Source organism: Flavihumibacter cheonanensis, assembly GCF_022352215.1.
GTDB lineage: Bacteria > Bacteroidota > Bacteroidia > Chitinophagales > Chitinophagaceae > Flavihumibacter > Flavihumibacter cheonanensis.
In genome coordinates, this window is record NZ_JAKRWF010000002.1 from 683,244 (window position 1) to 700,716 (window position 17,473).

Here is a 17,473-nt window from a genome sequence, read left to right on the forward strand (position 1 = left end):
TAACTTTCAGCCATGCGTGTAGTATTCCTGAGTTTACTGCTAGTATTGACTGTAGGTTCTTTTGCACAGCAGCCTGCGGCAATGCCAGAAGTGAAGAAATTCTATTTCAAGAGCTTTTTCGATCGGGTAAAATCCCCTCAAAAAGGAGCCGATTTTGTGGAGACGGTAACCGTTGGTGCAGACAGCATCACACATGTTGAGATCCGCCATATAACACTTGATCAGATTGTGCTGGATGCTTTTCTGAAAAAGGACGAACCGGTAGGGATGTGGTACTATCATCTTGCCAATGGAGGTCGCCTCCTGAATTATGATTTCAATTTAGTCTATGGATCTGCAGCACCGGATTCTGCTGAGAAAGCATTCTTTGTGCCCAACCTTCCTGAAATAACCAATCTCCTGGTTGATGTACCTGAGAAAAAATATGTAGCGCCAGTGCTTGCAACCGGGGATGGTGATCTGTCGGAATTCATGCAGAACAACCTGGTCTTTCCCTACTATTCGATGGTGAATAAACAATATGGTCGAGTGTTAATTGGATTACAGATTGATGAAGAAGGTACTGTTTCCAGGATTACTGTTGAAAATGGCGTGAATGTTTATCTTGATAAAGAAGCCATGCGGATCATGAAAAAAATCCGTTTTCGATCGGGTGCTAAATTGGATGGTCAGCCAAAACGAATCTATTACCGCCTCTACATTTCTTTTTTCCAATAAGTTGAGTCCGATGGATAATGAACTACTAATTAACCGTACGGTTGATTTTGTAAAAGAACAATTAGCTAATGCTGAAGGGGGGCACGACTGGTGGCATATTCATCGCGTATGGAAAACTGCTACCAATATTGCTGAGCAGGAGCCCGGGGCCAATCTGCTGCTAGTGGAACTTTCCGCGTTGCTGCATGATATCGCTGACTCCAAATTTCATGGAGGCGATGATACGGTGGGTCCCAGAATAGCAGGGGAATTTTTGGTATCGCAGGGAGTTGATCCCGCAATTATTCAGGAAGTACAATTGATCATTTCGCATATCTCATTTAAAGGCGGACATAATAAAGGAACGTATCAATCACTTGAGTTGTCAATTGTACAGGACGCGGATCGCCTGGATGCAATTGGAGCCATCGGTATTGCCCGGGCTTTCAATTATGGCGGATTTAAAAATCGGCCCCTGTATGATCCGGCTCAACCACCCAATCTACAGAAGACGGTGGAGCAGTACAAATTCAATAATGATCCCACGATTAATCATTTTTACGAAAAGTTATTTCTGCTGAAAGATCGCATGAACACAGCCACAGGTAAGGCGATGGCGGAACAGCGACATGCATTTATGGAAGCCTATGTAGAGCAGTTCTATGCCGAGTGGGATGGGCAGCGCTGATTTTATGCAAACGTTTCCATCGGCGGCTTTCCCGGTTATTCGGTATTTTCAGGACTTCATAAAAATGCTTGATTACCATGAAGTCAGTAGTTCGTATTGTTTGTTTGATGCTTTTTGTTGCTGCCAGCCAATTTGTACAGGCGCAACCCTCCCTCCTCCCAAAGCCTGAAAAAATAGTGATGGGCAGTTCAGGAGATCCCTTTCTGATCTCTCCACAAACTGCTGTGGTTGTGGCAGATAAAAGTCTGCAATCCAGCGCTGATTTTTTGAACAGTTACCTGTTGGATCGGTATGGTTTAAAACAGGCAAAAATTAAAAAAGGGAAGCAACTCAATACGATTCAACTGCGGTTGGGCAATACAGCTTCTACCGTTTCAGGGGCATATCAACTGGAGGTTTCCGGGAAGTCAATTACGATCACCGGAACAGATGCACCAGGTGTGTTTTATGGTATTCAGACATTGATCCAATTGTTACCAACAGATACGGCTGCTCTGTTAACCATTGCTCCCATACTGGTGCAGGATGCGCCGCGTTTTCAATATCGGGGTATGATGCTGGATGTGAGTCGCCATTTCTTCCCTGCTGATTTCATCAAGAAATACATTGATCTGCTAGCTTTGCATAAAATGAATCGCCTGCACTGGCATCTTACAGATGACCATGGCTGGAGAATTGAGATCAAGAAATATCCTCAGCTGACTTCGGTAGGTGCCTGGAGAAACGGAACGGTTATTGGCAATTATCCGGGACAGGGAAATACCAATCAGCGCTATGGCGGATTTTATACGCAGGCAGAAGTGAAAGATATCATTCAGTATGCTGCGCAACGGCATATTACCATTGTACCGGAGATTGAAATGCCGGGACATGCATCTGCTGCGATTGCTGCTTTTCCTTTTCTGAGTTGTTTCCCGGATCAGCCGACTTTTATCAATAAGTTTCCATCAGAACTGAGCAAGCAAAAAGGTGGTAAGCTGGTGCAGGAAACCTGGGGCGTGCATACCGATGTATACTGTGCGGGAAACGATACGGTATTCAATATGATGCAGGATATCCTCACAGAAGTAATCAATCTCTTTCCTTCTGAATATATCCATATCGGGGCGGATGAGTGCCCGAAAGACAACTGGAAAAAATGTCCTCGTTGTCAGCAACGAATCAAAGACCTGAAGCTGAAAGATGAACATGAACTGCAATCTTATTTTGTACAGCGCATTGAAAAATTCATTAATTCAAAAGGGCGCGTATTGATAGGTTGGGATGAGATCCTGGAAGGCGGACTGGCCCCCAATGCAGTAGTAATGAGCTGGCGGGGAGAAGCAGGTGGAATCGAAGCTGCCAAGCAACGGCATGATGTTATCATGACCCCCAACAATTATGTGTATTTTGATTATTTCCAGGGCAAACCTGCATTGGAGCCCATGGCGATTGGGGGTTACCTGACACTGCAGAAAGTATATTCTTATGAGCCGATACCAGCTTCCTTAACTGCTGAAGAAGCAAAACATATCAAGGGCGTGCAGGCCAATGTGTGGACCGAATATATTTCCAGTGCAGATAAAGTGGAGTATATGACCCTGCCCAGGATGGCAGCGATAGCTGATATTGCCTGGACAAGCCATCCGAAGGACTGGAATGATTTCACGCAACGTTTGGAAGCACAGTACGACCGGTATCGCTTCTGGAATTACAATGCAGCGCAGAGTGCGTACAACGTGAAGCAGTCAGTTGTAATAGATGGTGACCAGGGCAAAGCGACAGTAAGTTTCAGTACAGATAGTTATCAACCGGAGATTTATTTCACGCTGGATGGATCTGAACCCACTACTAAATCAACCCTGTATAAAAAGCCCTTTGATGTGCGTCGTTCGGTAACAGTGAAAGCAGCAAGTTTCAAAAATGGAAAGCAGGTGGGTAAGACAACCATTCAACAGATTGTGCTCTGATGAAGGCCACATTCGTATATACAATTGCGTTAGTTGTTCTGTTATTTGGCAGCAGGAATGGTTTAGCCCAGCAACAGAAAAATCGGCCGAATGTGCTGGTAATTTATACGGATGACCTGGGTTACGGAGATCTCAGTAGTTATGGGGCCACCAAGCTGCAAACTCCGAATATTGATAAACTAGCCAGGCAGGGACTACGGTTTACCAGGGCCTATACCACATCCGCCACCTGTACCCCCTCCCGGTATGCGCTGATGACGGGGCAATATCCCTGGAGAAAATCCGGAACCGGGGTATTGCCGGGTGATGCAGCACTGATCGTTCCAACCGATAAAATCAGTTTGCCAAAGGTGTTCAAGCAGGCAGGTTACAGAACCGGGATAGTGGGCAAATGGCATTTGGGATTGGGAACGGCAGTAGCAAAGAACTGGAATGAAGCCATCAAACCCGGACCGAATGAAGTGGGATTTGATTATTCTTTTATTTTTCCTGCAACTGCCGATAGAGTGCCAACCGTGTTTGTCGAGAACCATAAGGTAGTGGCATTAGACCCTTCAGATCCGATTGAAGTGAGTTATAAAGAGAAAATCGGGGATGAGCCTACCGGTAAAGAACACCCGCAGTTGTTGAAGATGAAAGCGTCTCCGAATCACGGGCATGATCAGACGATTGTGAATGGGATTGGCAGAATAGGTTATATGAAGGGTGGCAAAACAGCCAGGTGGACAGATGAAGAAATGCCCCTGACCTTTCTTTCGAAAGCGCAGGAATTTATACGAGCAGGTGCCGACGAGCCTTTCTTTTTGTTTTATTCCTTAACAGAGCCTCATGTGCCGCGTATGCCTTCCACGATGTTTAAAGGAAAAAGTGGCTTAGGATTCAGAGGAGATGCCATCCTGCAAATTGATTGGACAGTAGGTGAAATCCTGAAGGCATTGGAGCAGTCCGGAAACTTGGAGAATACCCTGATTCTTTTTTCAAGTGATAATGGTCCCGTACTGGATGATGGATATGAAGATGGCGCAGTAACCCAATTGAATGGGCATACACCGGCAGGTGTGTTAAGAGGCGGAAAGTATAGCATATTTGAGGCAGGAACAAGGGTGCCCTTTATTGTATATCATCCAACATTGGTGAAGTCGGGAGTCAGTAATGCCCTTGTGAGCCAGGTAGATCTGCTGGCCTCCTTTGCGAATTTGCTGGGCGTTAAATTAACTGCAGAAGATGCGCAGGATTCTCAGAATCAATTGCTGGCATTAATTGGCCGTTCTTCAAAAGGAAGAACATCCCTGGTGCTGCAGGGGGCCAGTTATGCTTTGGTACAGGATAACTGGAAATATATTGCACCATCCAGGGGACCGGCTGTTTACCAGTTAACCAATATTGAATCGGGGCATTCGGAACAGGCGCAGTTGTATGATTTATCGGCTGATCCGGGGGAGCGGGTTAATCTTGCAGAGAAATATCCGGAGAAAGTGAAGGAGCTGGCGGCAGCATTGAAATTGTTAACTTCAGCACCTCAATAAAAAAATACCTGTTCATTTTTCGGTGGTGCGGGTGCTTGCGGTGGTGTTCTTTTGTATGCTTAAATTTAATGCATGGCCAACGCACTCACCGATGATCGCAGGTACCAGGCCCTGGTAGAGAAGGACCCGGAGTTTGAAGGAATTTTTATCACTGGCGTGAAAACGACAGGTATATTTTGCCGCCCTACCTGTACGGCGCGAAAACCCAAGCGTGAGAATGTAGAGTTTTTTACGGGAGTACGGGATGCCATTGCTGCAGGCTATCGGCCTTGTAAAGTTTGCCGCCCCATGGAGCAACCTGCTGCAACACCGGAGGCTATCCGGGGCTTGATCAGGGAGCTGGAAAATGATCCATCCATCCGGTTAAAAGATTATGATTTGAGGCAGAAAGGCTTTGAGCCTGCTACGCTTCGCCGCTGGTTTCTCAAACACCATGGCATGAGTTTTCATGCTTTTCAGCGTATGCTTCGAATCAACAGTGCATTCAAAAAAATTCAACAGGGAGAATCGGTAACAGGTGCTGCCTTCGACGCGGGGTATGAATCCAACAGTGGCTTTGTAGAAGGATTTCGTTCGATCTTTGGGGTAACACCTTCTAAATCAAAAAATGCCGGTATGATAGACTGTAAGCGAATTGAAACACCTTTAGGCACCATGCTGGCCTGTGCAACAAACAAAGGGATTTGTCTGCTGGAGTTTTCAGATCGCCGGATGCTGGAGACAGAACTGGTGTATTTAGCAAAGCGGTTAAATGCGACCATTGTACAGGGACCCAATCCACATTTTGAATTACTGGAAAAAGAACTCACGGCTTATTTTGATGGAAAGTTAAAAATATTTACCACACCTATTGATTTGATTGGAAGTCCGTTTCAGCTGGAAGTCTGGAATCAGTTATTGACGATCCCTTATGGTAAAACACGTTCGTATAAAGAGCAGGCGGATGCCTTGGGCAAACCCCTGGCGATACGAGCAGTAGCCAATGCAAATGGACTGAACAAGATAAGTATTATCGTGCCCTGTCATCGGGTGATAGGTTCGGATGGAAGTTTAACCGGCTATGGTGGCGGGTTGTGGAGGAAAGAGAAGTTGTTGCAACTGGAAGGGGCGCCGATCCGTTTATCACTTTTTTAAAATCAGTTTCTTTTTTACATGGAATTTGGCAGTTCGAATCTATGGTATGAAACTGAAATTCTTTCCTTTTCTTTTTTTGGTAATGGGCTGGCAATTTGTATTGATTCCTGCTTTACAAGCTCAATCCTTTGAAACCTTATGCAAACAATGTGAAGTAGATGGAACCATTGTACTGTATGATTTTGCAAGAGACAAGTGGCTGATCAGTGATACAGTCAAAGCAGCACAAAGTTCGCTACCAGCATCCACTTTCAAGATCATAAACAGTTTGATCGCATTGGAAACCGGGGTAATAAAAGATGAAAATGAAGTTGTCAGGTGGCCTGGTAAAACCGATACCGTTTTGTATGGCTATCGACCTGAGATTTATCATGATATGACCGTTCGTGAAGCATTTGAGGTTTCAGCAGGATGGGTTTATATCGAACTGGCAAAGCGTATTGGTAAAGAGCGCTATCACAGTTATTTGCAGAAAGCTGGTTATGGAAATGGAAACCTTACCCACCCGGAAGATGATTTCTGGAATTATGGAGTGTTTGGCATAAGTCCGAAAAACCAGGTAGAATTTTTGATACGCTTGTATAAGAATGAACTGCCCTTTTCGAAACGATCCATAGAGCTAGTTAAAAAAATAATGATCAGCGAAAAAACTGCTGAATATGTAATCCATGCAAAAACGGGTTGGACACGCCAGGCTGGTATCAATACCGGCTGGTGGGTTGGCTGGATGGAAACCAAAAAAGGTGTTTATTTTTTTGCGACCCGGTTATTACAACCGAGGACAAACAATCGAGCTGATTTTGGGACTTGTAGAAAAAGGATAACCATGACGATGCTGAAAGAGTTTGGAGCCTACTAAAATAAAAGAAGCTGCCTCAATTGAGGCAGCTTCGTGTTTATGATGCCTGCCACTTATTTAAGATTCAGCTTATCGGCTTCTTTAAAATACTGCCCGTATACCCCGAGGATATAAGTGCCCGTTGTCAGATGACCTGTACGCAGGGTAAATGTATTGATACCCTGGTTCAGTTGTTTGGCTTCCAGGATCAATGTTTGTCCGTTTACCGTGTACAAAACAATCGATGCTTTCTGTGCCCGGTCTGCATAAATACGAACCTGGAGTTGACCTGAACCACTGCTCCATGCCTGAACGGAATTTTGACTGGAAGCAGGTGCAATTGTGAGCGCTCCATTTTGGTAACTGATGTTATAATTGGGAGATGTTGCACCTTCAACTTTGATTTCAAAGATTCCGATGGGGGAATTGGTAACTGCATTCGTGGTAACCATTGGTTCTGTGCTCAGGTCGGATGGCTTATCTCCGCCTGCAAGACCAATATACTCTAAGGTAAATGCAGGATTTCTCTGACCCTGTATTTTGGTAGTTGCATTGGCCTTAATTAACAGGTCTGCTTTGGTGATCGTCAGACTCGCTTTTTCGAAGCTTTCAATGATATAGTTAGAGCCGCCTGTGAGGGATCCAATGGTGATATCATATACACCCACATTCTTTCCTTCGATTCTTGAAAGTTTTCCTTCGAGGGTTTCGCCCTCCAGTACTCCTTCGGTGGTGAAACTGAAATCAGGATCCGGACTGCCATATACTTTCGTTGCTGCTGTAGCTTTAACAGTAGCTGCTTTTGGTAAGATAGTTCCAACTGAACCATTCACGGATGCAGCTTCCAACGTGTAATTACCTGCATCTTTTCCGGAAAGGCTGATGCCCTCTACTGTGATCTGCTTGCCGGTGCCAGCATTTTTGCTGTCGTAAGAAGCAAAAGCTGGTACTTCCAGGCTTACCTCATCTTCTCCGAAAAGTGTTGGAAGCACGAGGTGTTCTTTACTGATAGCGGCTTTTGTGGTGCCATCGTAGATTTTGGAAATTGGTTGATCCTGGCTGAACGTCAGCGTCAATACATAAGGCTCGATTGTTCCAACGGCGGTTGTATGCTGACTAGTTAACTGGTAATTGTCTTTGTCTTTACCATCCAGTTGGATTGAGTGAATATCAACCGGAATATTGGTGCCAACATTTTTAGATTCAAAATCAGCAGCAGCCAGTACACTCAGTTCATCACCTGCTACCGTACCCGAAATTTCCAGGGAAAGATCGTTCGGGTTCATAGAAGTGGTGCCATCATAGGTTTTGTACAAACCACGCTGGGTGCTTTGGGTAACTGCGACAAGTTTAGGTTGAATCGTTCCTGGTGTAGTAAGCGTGGTAGAGGAAAGTTCATAATTGTCTTTATCGTTTCCGACAAGAGCCTGAAGACTTAGGGTGACCGTTTTATTAGTGCCTGCATGCTTGTTGTCGAAAGCTGCAGCAGTTTGTACAAACACTTCATCTAATCCTACCAGTCCGGTTAATTCAACAGGATTACTTTCCAGTTCCAGGTCGGAAGAACCATCATAGGTTTTCACCAACTGCGCATTGTTTTTGATTTGTGCGCTAATGGTTTTCTTCTTGATGGCGCCAGTAGTTGAGATCGAAGTTGTAGAAAGAAGATAGTTTTCAAGATTATCTTCAGTGAGTTGGAAATTATCAATTGTAATTGCTTTGTTTGTTCCTGCTGCTTCTGATTCAAATCTTGCAGCGGCAGTAGCTTCGAGTACATCACCATTTACGGTGTTTTGAATGGTTAATGCATTTTGAGGCAGCGTCAGCAAATGATTTCCATCATAGGTTTTTTCAAGTGCTACAGTAGTATTGCGTTCAATACTCAGCGTTCTTTTTTGAATCGTAACCAACTGATCTACAGCAGGTGCAGGCTTGAAGGCTGCATTTCCGGGTTGGCTGGCAGTAATAGTTACCTGTCCGGCTTTTTTCGCATACAGGATACCGTTGCTGATTTCTGCAATGGAAGGATCACTGGAGCTGAATGCTACTGCTAATCCTGAGTTGCTGCTGGCCTGCAAACTATATTGCTCGCCATAGATCTGTGCAGGAATGGATTCAAAGTTGATGGATTGAGTTGCTTTTACATTCACGTCCAGGCTTACGGCATCAGAAATAGCTACAGGAGCACAAAGACCAGTTGCAATGCAACGATAGGTGGAACCATCCAATTCTCCGGAAGCGCTGGTGATCATCAGTTTTGAACTGTTTACACCACTGTAAACTTCATTGTTGGAAAGATTAACAAATCCGTTTCCTGTATTTACCTGCCATTGGTAACTGGTAGCATTTGCAGCAGCAATTTCGAAAGAAGTGGATTCTTCTTCTTCGATGGATTGAGCTATTGGCTGGGTTGTAATTGATGTTAAGGCATTTACGGTTACTGATACTTCAATGTTATTTCCGGTACAAATTCCATTGGATGGAGTAATTGTATAGTTGATTTTACCATTACCTGTTAGCGTTTGGAAGATCGTTTCACCGGAACCATTGCTGTAGCCAGCTACATTTCCTGAAACTGCGGCAACTGTCCAGTTGAAGCTTGTGCCATTGGAGCCGGTGAGCTCAATAGATGTAGCCGAACCTGAACAGATGGTTTCAGTTGTTTTATTAACGCTTGCTGTAACTGCTGCGGGTTGCGTGATTGTAAAGTTTCTGCTGGACTGGCATCCATTGGAATCTGTGATGGTAGCGGAGTAGGTGCCGGCTGATAATCCGGATGCAGTAGGGGTGGTTGCACCATTTGACCATTGATAGGTATAGGGGGCAGTGTCACCTGAAACTGTAACACTGGCGCTTCCATTGCTGCCACCATTGCAGGCAATATTGGTTTGAGAAGTACTAACCTGCATTGCGGTGGGTTGTGTGATGGTGAAACTGCGGGAGATTTGACAACTATTTTGATCTGTTATCGTAACGGTATAGGAACCTGCCGCCAAACCGGTTGCAGTTGCTGCTGTTCCTCCCATAGGAGACCAGCTATAATAATAAGGACCTGCTCCACCAGTAACAGTGACACTGGCACTTCCATTGCTTCCTCCATTGCAGGCAATATTGGTTTGAGAAGTACCAACCTGCATTGCTGCTGGTTGGGTGATGGTAAAGTTGCGGGTAGTCTGGCAGCCGTATTGGTCTGTGATAGTTACTATATAGGTACCTGCAGACAATCCAGTTGCCGTTGCACCTGTTCCTCCCATAGGAGCCCAGCTATAGGTATATGGACCAACACCACCGCTAACCGAAACACTTGCTGTGCCATTACTTGCACCATTGCAGGACACATTTGTTTGTGAACTGGTTACATTGATGGCAGTAGGTTGAGTAATTGTGAAATTCCGTGTGGTTGAGCAACCATTCACATCCGTTGCCGTAACAGAATAAGCACCAGCAGCAAGTCCGGTTACAGAAGATGTGGTTGCTCCATTTGACCATAGATAGGTGTAAGGAGCAACGCCTCCGCTCACCGAGATGCTTGCAGCACCGGTTGCAGTACCATTGCAGGCAATATTGGTTAAAGAGAAAGAATTGTTAACTCCGCTTACAGTTAATGTAGCGCTATTAGAATTTACAGAGGAGGATCCTCCTACAACGCAACGATATTGATAACCGTTCATTGCAGTAAAAGCACTGGTTATCGTTAAGGTATTAGTTGTAGCTCCAGCATATGTGCTGTTATTGGAGATATTGGAGAAACCTGAACCGGTGTTCACCTGCCATTGATAAGAGCTGGCATCAGTCGCAGTAACTGAGAAAGTTGTATTTCCACCGGAACAGATGGATCTGTTGTTTGGTTGAGCAGTAATAGTGGGTGCAGCAACCGCAGCAACTGGCCCCACTTTGATATCATCAATCCAGAAATATATGATTGCATTGAATTGGATGGATACAGATGTAACTGCCATATCTTTGGTATAAGTGATCGCACTAGTAGTCAGAGCGGTATTATTACCCTGCTTGGCGGTCATGTCCTTATCTGTTTGAGTACCTCCGCTTGCCAGGTTATAGGTGATCGTATACCAGGGGGGGAGCGACATAAACTGCGAATAGCTGTTCATGCTCTGGTGTTTAACCCAGAACCCATAAAATTGAAAGGGTTGACCGTCTTCTCTTTGTAAGGTGAACTGATCTCCACCGGAACCATCTTTCTTTAATGAAGCACTGTTGCTAACACCTTCAGTAGCTGAATTGGCGAAAGAACCATTTCCTCCACAGTCCATCTGGTATCGAACGCCATCAATGGTTATAACAGCGCGGGTTTTCCAGAATGACCAGATCGGAGCAGAGAGCGTAGCGCCTGAGTTAAAGTTGTACGTTGTTTGAGAAAATGCCGGTTGTAAGGATACTAGTAAAGATAACGATAGGATTAGGGGTAAAAGTTTTTTCATTGCTTCCAATTACGGTTAGACCTAGACGAACGGAATTGTAGTACCGTAATTGCAATGCAGTAGGGGATTAGAAAATTGTTACAGAAAAGAGTAAGGAAATACTCTTAGCAAAATGAGGAATAAAATTTTAGTTTGATAAAAATCAAATAGATTGAATCAACTGAACACATCTTGGAAGTACCCGAATGTTCAGGGTTTCCAGGCTTTCTCTGGGTTCGCCATCAATATGTAATGGTGCGAGATCCCGGTTGCGGATTTGGATTTTACCTGTTTGAAAATATTGGATTGTTCCGGTTTGCTCTTCATGTGCACCTGTTAATTCTCCGGTTCTTACTTGCTGCATGAGGGCAAAAGGAAGTATCGCTTTATTCATTTTGGGTACAACAACGATGTCCAGTAATCCATCATTCAGGCTTGCTTTTGGCGCTATGGTAAACTGATTTCCAAACTGATTGCTGTTGGCAACACTGATAAAGAAGGCATCGGTCTGGATCACATGTTCTTCCACTACCATTTCGAAATGATAGGTAGTAGCAGTGAAATAATTTTTGATAGTTTGCTGTGTGTAGGTAAGCAATCCTCTTCCTGGCTGTTGTGCGAAATCATGGGCCACTTTGGCATCAAATCCAAGTCCGCATAACATACAGGCGAACTGTTCATTTACGAGAAAGGCATCAATATAGCGGGCTTTTCCTGTGAAGGCGAGTTCAATGGCTTTTTGCGGGTTTTTTGGAATACCTGCGCAATATGCCAGGCCGTTTCCAGATCCGCAGGGTACAATTCCAAAATTAATATCAAGGTCCCGGAGATCACTCATCACGTTGTTGACAGTACCATCTCCACCACAAACAATAACATCAGTGTAACCCTCTTCTTCAATTCTTTGCCGAACAAAGGAATAATCGCCACTAGCAACGGTAGGCAGTACAATAGCCTGCGACTGGAACCTTTCAGCGGTCTGATTGACTAAATCAGCCAGATCGGCTTTGGGTCTGGTTCCGGAAATCGGGTTGACCAGGAAGATCAGTTTTTTCTGCGAGGGGTCCACTCTCATGCATTGCCCTTTGGTTCAGGCAAAGCTAAGGTATCAGGGCTGTTTAACTTGCTTAAATTCTGCTGCTGAAATTTTAATGACGGTACCATGCCGGGCGCCAGGAGGAAACCTGAGTTGCGGACTCATATCTTCCCATTGGCGTAAATCGGTAGATCGTAAACAGGCATATTTGTGAGCCGTATATTGATCATAGTACATCCACCAGTAGCCTTTGTGGTAAATCATTGTGGGACCTTCAGCCCAGGTTTTATCGGAAATTGGTTCGGATGGTTTGGAATAAGGACCAGTCAATTGTTTACTGGTGGCGATCCGGATATTCTTCTCGGGTGTAGGCTTGAGTGTTTCATCTTTCAGCAATAGGGTGTAGGATTTGCCGGTCTTATAGATACTGGCATCAATTACATTAAATCCCTGGTCGTACAACAAGGCGGTCGGCGTGAATGATTTAAAATCCCTGGTAAGTGTATAAAAAATGCGATGATTGTACTTATCGTCTCCATTTCCTTCAGTTAGTGGAAAGCGCCCTGGTATGGTAGAAGACCAAAAGATCAGGTATTGTTTTGACTGTTTATCATAAAATACTTCCGGTGCCCAGGTATTCAGTGTGGTAGGTTCATGTTTCATAACAGGAATGAATACCTGCTCAGACCAGTTAACGAGATCTTTCGAGTGTGCATAACCGATACCCTGATCATTCCAGCTTACAGTCCACACCATATGAAAACGTCCATCCCCTCCGCGGGTAATGCAGGGGTCGCGCATCAGTTTATCATTGGCTACAGTGGGGGTAAGAAAAGAGGAGTCTCCTTTGAGCGGGAACCATTCTAAACCATCCTTACTGTAGGCTAAATGAAGTCCGTCTTCTCCATTTCCCTTGAAATAGGAGAAAATAAGTACGCTGTCAGTGGTGGTGGATTGGGCGGAGGAAAATTCTGGCAGTAATCCGAGGATCACTGCCAGCAGGAGCTTATACTTTTGGTACTTTATAACCATTTTGATAGTTGGCTTTCAGCAGCGCGTTGGCGGCTTTGCTATTGAATTGTGCCTTCGCGGCATCCCATTTGAGCAGTTCCCTGGTGCGGAATGCAATATTTCCAAGTTGACAAACCTGTGCGGTTAGGGATGCCTGTTGGATAGGCGTATTCAGTTTTGAAGGGTCTTTTGATTTGATCGCTTCCAAAAAATTAGCCATATGTCTTTCGAGGGAATCTCCTTTGTCTTTCTGGAAGGTAACCGGCTCCATCTTTCCTTTTTCTTCTTTCACATACCAGCCTTCCCGGTTTAATACCAGGGTACCATTATTACCGATAAAAGCAGTACCATGTGTGAGTCCGTATGGTCCGAGGTCAATACCAGTAGCATGTTCCCAAACGATGTTAAACTTATCGTATTCAAACACAGCAGCCAGGGTATCCGGTGTTTCAGAAGCATCATCCGGATAAGCCATTTTGCCGCCAGAAGCCATCACCTGGTTGGGGAATTGGGCTTTCATGCCCAATAGAGCATAATCCATCATGTGAACACCCCAGTCTGTCATGAGTCCGCCTGCATAATCCCAGAACCATCTGAAATTAAAATGAAAACGATTTGCATTAAAAGGGCGTTTGGTAGCGGGGCCCAGCCATCTCGTGTAATCTACCCCGTTAGGAGCTGCGGAATCCTGTCTGATGGGAACCGGTTTCATCCAGCCCATATAGGCCCAGGACTTGACCGTGCGGATATTACCCAACTTACCACTGTGCACAAAATTGACAGCTTCCTGGAAATGAGGTGCACTTCTTTGCCACTGGCCAACCTGAACGATAGAGCCATAACGTTGTTGGGCAGCTTCCATAACGCGGCACTCTTCTACAGAGTTGCCACATGGTTTTTCAACATATACATGTTTACCGGCGGCACAGGCATCCACCATCTGGATACAATGCCAGTGATCGGGGGTGCCTATGATTACAATATCTATATCCTTATTATCCAGTAACTCACGGTGATCCTTATAGGTTTTTACCGGCATGTTGCGGGAAGCAAGTTCTCCGGACCTTTTGGTTAACACATTTTCATCTACATCACAAAGTGCGATACAGCGAACATTGGGTTGTTTCAGGATTGCCTGGAGATTACTCCAGCCCATTCCGTTACAACCGATCACACCTACATTGATCTGATCAGTGGCGCTCAATTTGCCGGAAAATGAGTTTGCGAAGGAAGGCAGGGCAGTTACACCCAGTGCAAGCGTTGCGGATTGCGCAAGGAAACGTCTACGTTGATTTGACATGACGGCTGGTTTGGTTTGTATGGATTGGGAATATACAAACTAAATCGATAAATGCCATGCTGTACTGTAGGACTTTACCACTTAAGGAGGGCACTGGCCCAGGTAAATCCACTTCCGAATGCGGCCAGGCAAACCAGGTCGCCGGTTTTAATCTTTCCTTTTTCCCAGGCTTCACAAAGGGCGATGGGAACAGAGGCGGCTGTGGTATTTCCATACTGCTGGATATTGTTATAGACCTGGTGATCGCCCAGTTGGAGTTGCTGTTGTACGAATTGGGCAATGCGCAGATTGGCCTGGTGCGGAATCAGCATGTTGATGTCGGAAGCTTTTAATCCGTTTGCCTGCAGTGCTTCATTGATGACTTCCGGGAATTTAACCACGGCTTTTTTAAAAACAGCAGGACCATCCATGTAGGGGAAGTTCTGCGCCTTGTCAATCATTTCATGGCTCATGAACTGTTCTCCGATGGTGGCGCCTTCCTTAAAATCAGCATAGTGTCCCCAGTGATTGGCATGGGTGCCAGGGTTGTACATGGCAAGCAGTTCAGCGCTTTCACCATCACTGTGCAGGTGGGTGCTCAGGATGCCCTGGTTAGGATTTTCGGTAGGTTGCAGTACTACTGCACCAGCGCCATCTCCGAAGATCACTGCAACATTGCGTCCGCGGGTACTGAAATCCAGGCCGAAGGAATGTTTCTCACTGCCTATCACCAGGATGTTTTTGTACATCCCGGTTTTTATGAACTGGTCAGCTACCGATAATGCATAAACGAAACCGCTGCACTGGTTACGGATATCAAGGGCGCCAATCTCTTTCATCTTTAGGGCTCGTTGAACCAGTACGCCACAGCCGGGAAAGTAATAATCAGGAGAGAGGGTAGCGAAAACAATGAAATCGATATCCTGTGGGGTGATGCCTGCTCTTTCTATAGCGATTTTGGCTGCTTCTACACCCATGGTGGTAGTGGTTTCACCCTGGCGGTCGGCATACCTGCGTTGGGTGATTCCGGTTCGCTCGCGGATCCATTCATCACTGGTTTCCATAAACTGTGTCAGGTCCTGGTTGGTCACAACATTCTTTGGAACATACATTCCTATTCCCGCAATCTTTGATCGGAGCATGGCAAACAATTATCCTGCAAATATAATCACCCGTCCGGTACCACCGGACGGGTGGCACCGGACGGGTGGAGTTGAAAATTTCGTAGATTAGAAAGATGGCTGTAAAGTGGATCAGACAAAACCTGGAACTGGTGATATGGATGGGAGCTATTTTGTGGCTCGCTTTCGGCGTGGATTATCATGCAACTGCAGGAGGATTTTGTCCTTTTCGGATGTTGGGACTTGAAGCTCTTACAGGCTTGGAAGCATGTCCGGGTTGTGGGTTGGGAAGAAGTATCGCAGCGGCCCTGCATGCTGAATGGAAACTTTCCTGGCAGCATCATTGGATGGGGATTCCAGCCCTGTTGATTATTTGCAGCAGAATTGTAACTTTAGTGCTAACCCAAATTAAAAACCAACCTGGAAATGATGGATACCTATCTGATGAGTCTGCCTGATTTGCAACCTGAAGAAGCTGCTGGCATTAAAGACCTGACCAGTAAGATGACTGAATCTCAACGAAATCAGTTTCTCATGATTTATAGTGGCAAACGTAAGAAGCCAGGAGAGATCCTGCTGCTGACTTGCCTGGGATTTGTAGTGGTGGCAGGTATTCAGCGATTTGTAGTTGGCCAGGTAGGCATGGGCATACTCTATCTTTTTACCGGGGGACTATGCCTGATCGGTACTATTGTAGATGTAGTCAATCATAAAAAACTGGCAACTGAATATAACCTCCAGCAGATGTATGAATCCTCAAGGATGGTTGGCCTTTAATTGCAGCAGCCAGTCGGTAATTTCTTTTTCAACTCCAGCCGCGTCTTTTGATTTAAAAGGAGAGGCGATCACATGATCACCCGTATTGGGCATGGCGATTTCTTTCTTCCAGGCTTCGGGTGTGCCTACCTGTTGGAACATTTCGCGCATGGCAGAGACTTTCACCACGGGATCCTGTTCCTGCTCATTTTTATAATAGTAAAGCAGTAAGAGGGGTTGTTTGACTTTGGCAAATGTTTCCGGCGTCATGGTAGTTTCCAGCAATTCCTCCAGGGCAACGGTGGCTTCCAGTCGGTATGGTGTATTCCAATATTGTTTGTAAGTGGGGCGGTCATCTGAAGCCGTACGGTATTTACCACCCAGCACCAGTTGTGCAATCTGTAAGCCCCAAGGATTGTTCAGCAGCCAGGCATTCGGATCATTGATCGCAATATTGGGCGATAATAACACCAATGCATACACGTCGTTCGGATAGGTAGCAGCCAATTGCAGAGCGTTGGTTCCTCCTGTTGAAGTGCCCATCAGGATAACTTTTTTGCCTAATTGTTTGCCAATGGCCAGGGCTTCTTTTGCCGACTCCCAATAGTTGCCCGGAGTCAGATTGACCAGGGCATCACTGGTATCGATGCCATGTTCGGCTAAGCGTGCCAGGTAGAGATTGGCACCCATAGCTTTGGCTGCATGTACATGTGTTGGCGCTCCTTCAAATTGGGAGGCACTGAAACCATGCAGGTATACTATTGAATATTCGGTAGGCTGGCCCAGGGAATCATTGTTCCAGATAATGCGGGCCTCATTATCCGGCTTGAGTTTAAAGGAAGCCTCTTTATTGCGGACATAGGTCTCCACTTCCGGAGCTGAAGGTACTACGGGCATTTGAGAAGAATAGTCCGGGGTGGAAGGATTGGGTCCTGCTATATAGACAACTGCCAGTACAACTGGAATACCAAACAACCATTTTTTGCTGGCCATAAAAGAAATGCTTTGTAAGCAAAAT

General features: G+C 45.4%; 14 protein-coding genes. 8 read left to right on the forward strand and 6 right to left on the reverse strand.

Annotation, left to right across the window (positions count from 1 at the left end; translation table 11 throughout):
- Positions 1–12: 12 nt before the first annotated feature.
- From MD536_RS12310 to MD536_RS12335, 6 genes are all read left to right on the forward strand, one after another.
- The gene (locus tag MD536_RS12310) at positions 13–717 is read left to right on the forward strand and encodes an energy transducer TonB (protein WP_239600029.1); all 705 of its coding nucleotides are present in this window, start codon (positions 13–15) and stop codon (positions 715–717) included.
- 10 nt (positions 718–727) lie between these two features.
- Positions 728–1,384: an HD domain-containing protein gene (locus MD536_RS12315; RefSeq protein ID WP_239600031.1), complete on the forward strand. Its 657-nt coding sequence runs from the start codon at positions 728–730 to the stop codon at positions 1,382–1,384.
- Between the two features lie 77 nt (positions 1,385–1,461).
- Entirely contained in the window at positions 1,462–3,333 is a 1,872-nt protein-coding gene (locus MD536_RS12320; RefSeq protein ID WP_239600047.1) for a beta-N-acetylhexosaminidase, read from the forward strand.
- Positions 3,333–4,859, forward strand: a complete 1,527-nt coding sequence (locus MD536_RS12325; protein WP_239600049.1) for a sulfatase family protein — start codon at positions 3,333–3,335, stop codon at positions 4,857–4,859. Before MD536_RS12320 ends, MD536_RS12325 begins: the two co-directional genes overlap by 1 nt.
- Before the next feature lie 72 nt (positions 4,860–4,931).
- Entirely contained in the window at positions 4,932–5,993 is a 1,062-nt protein-coding gene (locus MD536_RS12330; protein ID WP_239600051.1) for a bifunctional transcriptional activator/DNA repair enzyme AdaA, read from the forward strand.
- Between the two features lie 46 nt (positions 5,994–6,039).
- Positions 6,040–6,852, forward strand: a complete 813-nt coding sequence (locus MD536_RS12335) for a penicillin-binding transpeptidase domain-containing protein (protein WP_239600052.1) — start codon at positions 6,040–6,042, stop codon at positions 6,850–6,852.
- Between the two features lie 53 nt (positions 6,853–6,905).
- Here MD536_RS12335 and MD536_RS12340 read toward each other — a convergent pair whose 3' ends face one another.
- From MD536_RS12340 to MD536_RS12360, 5 genes are all read right to left on the reverse strand, one after another.
- On the reverse strand, positions 6,906–11,273 hold the full coding sequence (locus MD536_RS12340) for a YDG domain-containing protein (protein ID WP_239600054.1): 4,368 nt from the start codon (positions 11,271–11,273) through the stop codon (positions 6,906–6,908).
- A 142-nt stretch (positions 11,274–11,415) separates the two neighbouring features.
- Positions 11,416–12,327, reverse strand: coding sequence for a diacylglycerol/lipid kinase family protein (locus tag MD536_RS12345; protein WP_239600056.1), 912 nt, complete (start codon positions 12,325–12,327; stop codon positions 11,416–11,418).
- Between the two features lie 33 nt (positions 12,328–12,360).
- Positions 12,361–13,320 (reverse strand): glycoside hydrolase family 43 protein, encoded by a 960-nt coding sequence (locus tag MD536_RS12350; protein WP_239600061.1) that lies wholly within the window; start codon positions 13,318–13,320, stop codon positions 12,361–12,363.
- Positions 13,295–14,599: a Gfo/Idh/MocA family protein gene (locus tag MD536_RS12355; protein WP_239600064.1), complete on the reverse strand. Its 1,305-nt coding sequence runs from the start codon at positions 14,597–14,599 to the stop codon at positions 13,295–13,297. The genes MD536_RS12350 and MD536_RS12355 overlap by 26 nt, the downstream gene beginning before the upstream one ends.
- A 74-nt stretch (positions 14,600–14,673) precedes the next feature.
- The gene (locus tag MD536_RS12360; RefSeq protein ID WP_239600066.1) at positions 14,674–15,720 is read right to left on the reverse strand and encodes a 3-oxoacyl-ACP synthase III family protein; all 1,047 of its coding nucleotides are present in this window, start codon (positions 15,718–15,720) and stop codon (positions 14,674–14,676) included.
- A gap of 95 nt (positions 15,721–15,815) precedes the next feature.
- Between MD536_RS12360 and MD536_RS12365 the strand changes: the two genes are divergently transcribed.
- Both MD536_RS12365 and MD536_RS12370 read left to right on the forward strand, forming a co-directional pair.
- Positions 15,816–16,157, forward strand: a complete 342-nt coding sequence (locus MD536_RS12365) for a DUF2752 domain-containing protein (RefSeq protein WP_239600067.1) — start codon at positions 15,816–15,818, stop codon at positions 16,155–16,157.
- Positions 16,126–16,476 carry a TM2 domain-containing protein gene (locus MD536_RS12370; RefSeq protein ID WP_239600069.1) on the forward strand — a complete coding sequence of 117 codons (351 nt, stop codon included), beginning with the start codon at positions 16,126–16,128 and terminating at the stop codon, positions 16,474–16,476. Before MD536_RS12365 ends, MD536_RS12370 begins: the two co-directional genes overlap by 32 nt.
- Here the strand turns inward: MD536_RS12370 and MD536_RS12375 are convergent.
- Positions 16,456–17,448: an alpha/beta hydrolase gene (locus MD536_RS12375; protein WP_239600071.1), complete on the reverse strand. Its 993-nt coding sequence runs from the start codon at positions 17,446–17,448 to the stop codon at positions 16,456–16,458. The genes MD536_RS12370 and MD536_RS12375 overlap by 21 nt on opposite strands.
- Positions 17,449–17,473 lie beyond the last annotated feature (25 nt).